Genomic DNA, 6252 nt, shown 5'->3' on the forward strand with positions numbered 1-6252 from the left:
CACTTCGTGCTCCTCAACCGGGGCCGGCAGAAACTGGACTGCACCTTCGACGAGATCAGCCTCGAAGAACTCACCCAGCAGATGGCCGGCGGCGACGAACTCGAAGCACTCACCCACGAACTCCGGCGCTAGGACACCCCGTCCCCGGTCCGCATCGGCACTGCACCGCCCCGAATTGTCGGGGCGGTGCAGTCGTGCGCGGATACTCCTGAATCACCGTCAGGGCATGTTGTAGGGAGTGATGATCCGGATCGGCGACATCACCGTGGTCACGCCCGACAGCCCGCCACGTCCCTGAATCAGCATGCGGCAGGCCAGGTTCGCGTCCGACCGCAGGTCGTGATCGAGGACGGCCGAGATCTTCTTGTCGCGGAGCAACTGCTTGTTGTCCCGATCGAGGTCGTGGGCGATGAAAACGCGGTAGCGGCGGCCGAGCTTCTCGAAGGCGCGCACGGTCGCCATGTTGCCGCCACCGATCGAGTAGACCGCCTCGATGTCCGGGTTGCGTTCGAGCGCGTCGAGGACGAGACGCTCAACCGTCGTGTCGAGGCCCTCGCTCTCGGAGATGTCGATCAGTGTGCGCTGAGAGCCGCTCCCCCCGACACCGCCCGAGCGGCGCAGCGCACCGCGGAAGCCCATCTCGCGCTCCTCTTCGCCGCGAAATGCGTTGCTACTCAAGGTGACGAGGACACTGGACGTGCTGTCGCACAGCCATTGCTCGAGCAGGTAGGCGGCTGTCTCCCCCGCCGCCCGGTTCTCGATTCCGACATAGCCGACCCGACTGCTGTTCGGCACGTCGGTGGCGTAGGTGACGACGGGGATCCCCGCCTCGGTGAGCCGGTCGATAGCGTCGGAGACCTCGGTGGTGTCGGGCGCCTTGACGATGACACCTTGTGAAGGCCGTGTGACGAGCTTGTCGAGTGTCTCGACCATGGCAGGCACCGAGCCGGTCTCCCGGAAGTGAAACCGGGTCCGGACCACGGCAGGGGCGAGGGACGGCAGTTCCGCCTCCACCGCCTCGCGGAATGCCCCGGAGAATCGGGGCGGCGCCTGCATGACGACGTCGAAGAGGTACTTTCGCCCGGCCAACCGCAGCTGGGAACGCTGTTTGTCCAGGTCAGCGATCGCTTGCGCGACTTCTGCGCGGGTTCCCTCACGCACCCCCGGGCGGTTGTGAAGCACGCGGTCGACGGTCGCCTCGCTGAGGCCCGCCTGCTGGGCGATCTCCCGAACCTTGTAACGACCGTGCGCCACAACTTCTCCCTCGAGGTAAAAATGATGGACGATGCCAACTGATTGAGGCACGTACCCCAGCAAGATTAGCAGGAATACACGAAAGATGCTCCCAATGAACAACTCCCGCACCGCCACACGGGGAGTCGCCGCCCGCGGGAGCGTGGTCGGACGATAGGTCGTCCGCGAGCGCCGCTTTACGAGTACTCACGAAGGCACACCATGCACTTCACTTCCGAACAGCGCCTCGACGACATCCTTGAACGCGAATTCACTCTGTGTGAAATCTCCGGCATCCTGTGGACGCCGAGACCCGCATCCGCACCGGCACCGCTGATGCTGGTCGGTCACCCCGGCGGGACCGCAATGACGTATCCCCAACCGGTGGCCCGAGCCCGGCACGCCACGGCGGAGGGCTTAGCCGTGGTCAAACCGCGCATCAACAGGCTCTGGACCTGTTCGACGCCCTCGGCCCAGGGAGAAAACGCTGTACGCCAATACGGACGGGCACACCGGCGTCCCCGGTTGCCCTTCGCCCGGTACCTGAAGCAGGGCAGGACGCCGCTCACCGGAGACCGGCACCCTCCCGTTTTCGACGGTCGTACGTATTCGTACTCGCAGCCGCCCCCGGGCCGACGGTATTCGTCCGGCCTCCCGGGGTCCCGAGCCGTCAATGCAACGTCCATGGTTCCTCGTTCGGTGAGTGGCACCCGATCGCGCGGGGACTGCCTCTTCGCTTGCTGAACGTAGACCGGGAAGCGGGGATGGAAGTGTCCAATTGTCTGGACACTCCGTTGCGCGTCCCTGTAGCGCAAGGGGTGCACCGTGCTGAACATGCATCGGCACAGACGAATTGAGGTAATTCCCTTGACTCGAACTGGTGTTCGATCTAGTCTCGATGCATGGGGGACGGGGAGAGAACTCAGGGGGCGTTGCCGGACGGTGATCCGGCCGACGTCGACACGCTGCGGTTGACCGAGACGCAGTTGCTCGAGACGGTGCTGGCGGTGTCCGCGGAGATCACCCGCCTCGAGGCGATTCGGGTGAGACTGATGGACGCAGTGGATTCGCGCTGCCGAGTCGACGTGCTGGGCCATCCCAACGCGAAGGCGTGGCTGGCGGCGCACACGATGCTCGAACCGGGGGCGGCGGGACGGATCGTGAACCTGGCACGGGGGCTGCGGTCGCGGCCTGCGATCGCCGGAAAGTTCTACGGCTGCAAGATCTCCGCGGATCATACGGGGCTGATTCTGCGGTTCTGCGAACGACCGCCGAAAGGAATGCCGCTGAGCGCGCTGAATCCTGTACTGGACGCGTTGCTGACTGCAGCGGACGGACCACAGGCCCGCACCGACCTGATCCGAGAAGGTATCGCGAAGGTGGAGCGAATCTTCGAAAGCGACGAGCACCCCGCGAGCGAAGACCTCGACCGCAACGAACTGCACGCATCGAAAACCCTGAACGGACGGGTATCGGTCAAAGGCGATCTGGATGCGGTGACCGGCGAGATGCTGCTGACCGCGATGTCGAAGCTGGCCGCACCCCGGCCGGCCATGGACGGGGCCAGAGACGAACGCACCCCGGGAAGGCGGCGTGCCGACGCGTTCACCGAACTGCTGCGTCGCTATCTCGCAGCAGGATTGAACGGCACCGAAGCCGGCGAACGCCCCCACATCAGCGTGCAGGTGCGGGCGCGAGACCTCGCCGACGCCCGCGGCACYGACCGCAGCGACTCGGGCGCGCAGGCTTCAGGCACCGGCCCAGCCGACATAACCTTTGGCGACCGGCCCACCTCTGCGGAGGACTGGGCGGCGGTGCTGGCGGAAACGGGGGTGGCGTGGGCGGCCTGGATGGGACCGCTGACGATCACCGCCGCCCGGCATCTGTCGTGTGATGCGCAGGTGAGCACGGTGATCCTCGACGATCACGGTGCACCCCTGGATGTCGGGTTGACCAGCAGGACGGCCACCAGAAAGCAGCGTCGGGCGTTGGCAGTGCGCGACGGTGGGTGCGCATTCCCCGGGTGCGGAGCGCCGGCATCGTGGTGCGAGGCGCACCATGCGGTCCACTGGGTCAACGGTGGCCTCACCGACATGGACAACCTCGTCCTGCTCTGTGGTTTCCACCACCGGCTCATCCACCACGACGGGTGGGAGGTGCAGATCGGCGACGACCGGCACCCGTGGTTCATTCCACCACCCGGCGTCGACCCCTTCCGGAAACCACTGCCCTCGCACAACCGGCGGGCCGGCCCGGCTGCGGCCTGACAGACTCAGCGCCGCAACACAACTCCATCCCACCACAGACGCCCCGCATCCGAGCCCCCCACTCGGATGCGGGGCACCCGCCGTGACAAAACACCGCAGCATCAGACCCCGCCGTGTCAGAACTCGATGACGGCCTTGCCGCGCACCTGCAGGTCGAACTCCGTGTACGCGGTTTCGGCGTCCTCGATCTTCCAGCGATCGGTGAACAGCGCGTCGACGTCGATGCCGTGCTGCGCGACGAAGCGCGCGCATTCGCCCATCCCGACGTTGGAGAACGTGTAGGAGCCGATGATCGAGATCTGCTTGATCACGATGTCGGGCGACACGTCGAGTTCGATGTTTCCGCCGAGGCCGACCAGGGCGAGGGCGGCGGCGAACTGGATCGCGGATTGGCCGATGGATCCGAGACCGAACACGGCAACCGTGTCCCGCCCGGTGACGTCCGCCCGCCGGAGTGCGCCGAAGGCAGTGCCTGTGCCGCAAGCGATTGCAAGGAGGGGCCGGTACTACTTGTCGGTTGACGCATACACCAGTTCGAGGATCCCGGACGGGAAGGCCGTGCTTTTCACCAAACGCAGGGTCACGGGCTTATTCAACTCTGGGAACAGCGGCGCCCCCTTGCTCGTGGCAGCGGGCAACACTCACAGCCGGTACTCGTCCACCACCCCGAGCTTGATCAGGGAGTTCACGAACTCGGTGCCGCCGGCGGCGACGAGGTCCTTGCCGGGTTCGGCCTCGAGCTTGGCGATCTCCTCGGCCGCGTCACCGCTGACGATCCGGGTCCCAGTCGTACGGCTGATTTCAAGGTACGAGAGAACATGACCTTGGGGATCTCGTTCATGGCCCCGGCGGACGGGTGATCGGAGGTGGGCCAGTAGCCGGCAATGATCTCGTAGGTGTTGCGGCCTATGAGGAAAACCCCGGCATCCCACAGCCGACTGACGAAGTATTCCTCCTGCTCGGGGTCGTCGATGCTCATCATGACGTCTCGAATTCCGTTGTCCTCGTCAGCGCTCTTGCCATCGAGCGAACGTAAACCTCCAAGAGTGATTCCAGCCCTCCGAAGCTGGTCCAATACATCGACCAGCCAGGATGTTACTGCGGGTGGAAACGGGGACCAGAAGTTCCAGCTGTCTGCAGCCAGATGAATGAAGCTGTTTCATATCATTCACCTCCTACGGCACGCTGTGAGCGTAGACGGGCAGGACTTCTCGAGCGGCTACTCGCAGTGATTGTTTATTCGGCAGTAGCCTTGTGCGCACTATGCGCCACTGGCGGGATGGACGCTTCTGGGTTGATCGATGAACGACCATCGTATGGGCCGCGAAGGAGAAAGAGCATGGCAGATCCCCGACCCCTGGACATCACCTTCACCGCCCGGCTGAGCAAGGTCCGTCCCGGGGACACGTGGACGTGCGTGCAGCTACCCGACTCAGCACGGATATTCGGTACCCGTGGTCTGGTCAAGGTCGCTGGGACCATCGACGCGCACCCGTTCACCGGAGCGTTCATGGCACTGGGAGATGGCACCCACAAGCTGCCCGTAGCTGCTGCCATCCGCAAGGCGATCGGCAAGAACGACGGTGACGACGTCGAGGTACACCTCACCGAGCGACTGAACTGAACTGAACTCACCAACGGGAAGACGTCCGGTACGGGATCCACTTTCGGGATGGGCCTGCCCACCGTGAGCCTTTCGCCGGGGATCCTCGAGCGACAAGACGATCGCCGAACACGCACAGCGTGGGCTCCCAGCGCTACCCGAAGGCACCTTCGGTCACGGCTTCTCGCCGGAAGATGTAGTTGCTGTCCCCAGCATCACCTCGATGTGGTGGCGTTCTCACGTCGGCTGGCAGTGAGTGCAATGCAGGAGAGGACGGCCGAGGCAAGGCCCAGTCCCGTGCGTATCCAGTTCCAGCGATACCAGGAGGTCAGTTCGGCGTGCACGGCCCGGGGTGGGAAGGCGGGGTCGAGCATGGCCAGGTTCGCACCCAGGAAGTAGATCGGGAGAAGTACGAAGGTCCCGACCATGCACGTCGTCGCCAGAGCCCACGCAAGGCGGCCTGGTCGGCGATTCGTGACGGTCGAGTACGTCGTCATGCTCAGCAGCAGGACCGAGGCGACCTCGAACGGGAAGACCGTCGCTCCGGTGGCGGGCCCGGAGCTCGCGAATTCCGACAGGAATGCGGCCGGATCCATTTCCCGCCAGTGCGGAACAATCACGGTCTGTGTGAGCAGGGCGCCCCCGGCGAAGGCCGAGGTAACGGCAACCGCGGCGGTCGCGATGATGCGGCCTGTGGGCCCGGTCGCGGGTCCGCGAGGAGGCAGGGCACTCGCGGGCTGAGCCATTGAGCCACTCCGGATCTCTCACTCGTTCGGTTCCGGTCGGCGGCGTTTGCGTTGGCCACAATTCCGCACAACTCCATAGTCGCCACTTTGACGCTCTTCGTCGACAAGCAAGGGTCTGTCTGTGGCCGGTGATGGATCCGCTTTGGCGGCGGGCCATCTGCCCATCGTGCGTTGGGCGAGCGACCTCGCGCGACGGTAAAGGTCCCTCAAATCAGTCTCGGTCTTGACGCCATGGCACCGTCGGACTTCTTCGTCACTCGCGAATCGATCGTGGAGCCACGATCATCAATCGGCTATGCCCCGAGACCGTTGACAATTTCTGCGCCGTCGGCGGAAAGTTGATCAGAGAACTTGTGACCCGATTTGTCAACGTCGGTGAGTAGGCGAGAAGCGTGAGCGTAAC

At 64.7% G+C, this 6252-nt stretch carries 6 protein-coding genes and 1 pseudogene; 3 read left to right on the top strand and 4 right to left on the bottom strand.

Annotated elements, in window-relative coordinates; translation table 11 throughout:
* Window positions 1–132: pseudogene (locus AC1DWT_RS48915) on the top strand (ATP-binding cassette domain-containing protein); the annotation flags it as partial.
* 87 nt (window positions 133–219) lie between these two features.
* On the opposite strand, the gene AC1DWT_RS48920 reads toward AC1DWT_RS48915, so the two are convergent.
* Complete coding sequence (locus tag AC1DWT_RS48920) at window positions 220–1254, bottom strand: LacI family DNA-binding transcriptional regulator (RefSeq protein ID WP_206012487.1); 1035 nt, start codon at window positions 1252–1254, stop codon at window positions 220–222.
* 881 nt (window positions 1255–2135) lie between these two features.
* Between AC1DWT_RS48920 and AC1DWT_RS48925 the strand changes: the two genes are divergently transcribed.
* Entirely contained in the window at window positions 2136–3500 is a 1365-nt protein-coding gene (locus AC1DWT_RS48925) for an HNH endonuclease signature motif containing protein (protein ID WP_206012488.1), read from the top strand.
* Between the two features lie 116 nt (window positions 3501–3616).
* Here the strand turns inward: AC1DWT_RS48925 and AC1DWT_RS48930 are convergent, their stop codons facing one another.
* Together AC1DWT_RS48930 and AC1DWT_RS48935 are read right to left on the bottom strand one after the other, a co-directional pair.
* A complete protein-coding gene (locus AC1DWT_RS48930) occupies window positions 3617–3916 on the bottom strand; it encodes an MDR/zinc-dependent alcohol dehydrogenase-like family protein (RefSeq protein ID WP_072951124.1) in 300 nt (99 codons plus the stop codon).
* A 269-nt stretch (window positions 3917–4185) separates the two neighbouring features.
* Entirely contained in the window at window positions 4186–4482 is a 297-nt protein-coding gene (locus tag AC1DWT_RS48935) for a dihydrofolate reductase family protein (protein WP_206012489.1), read from the bottom strand.
* A gap of 357 nt (window positions 4483–4839) precedes the next feature.
* On the opposite strand from AC1DWT_RS48935, the gene AC1DWT_RS48940 reads away from it, so the two are divergent.
* Window positions 4840–5124: a DUF1905 domain-containing protein gene (locus AC1DWT_RS48940; RefSeq protein ID WP_095863875.1), complete on the top strand. Its 285-nt coding sequence runs from the start codon at window positions 4840–4842 to the stop codon at window positions 5122–5124.
* A 194-nt stretch (window positions 5125–5318) separates the two neighbouring features.
* On the opposite strand, the gene AC1DWT_RS48945 is transcribed toward AC1DWT_RS48940, so the two are convergent.
* Complete coding sequence (locus tag AC1DWT_RS48945; protein ID WP_206012490.1) at window positions 5319–5849, bottom strand: DUF1772 domain-containing protein; 531 nt, start codon at window positions 5847–5849, stop codon at window positions 5319–5321.
* Window positions 5850–6252 lie beyond the last annotated feature (403 nt).

This window comes from Rhodococcus sp. P4_B6, from assembly GCF_056402215.1.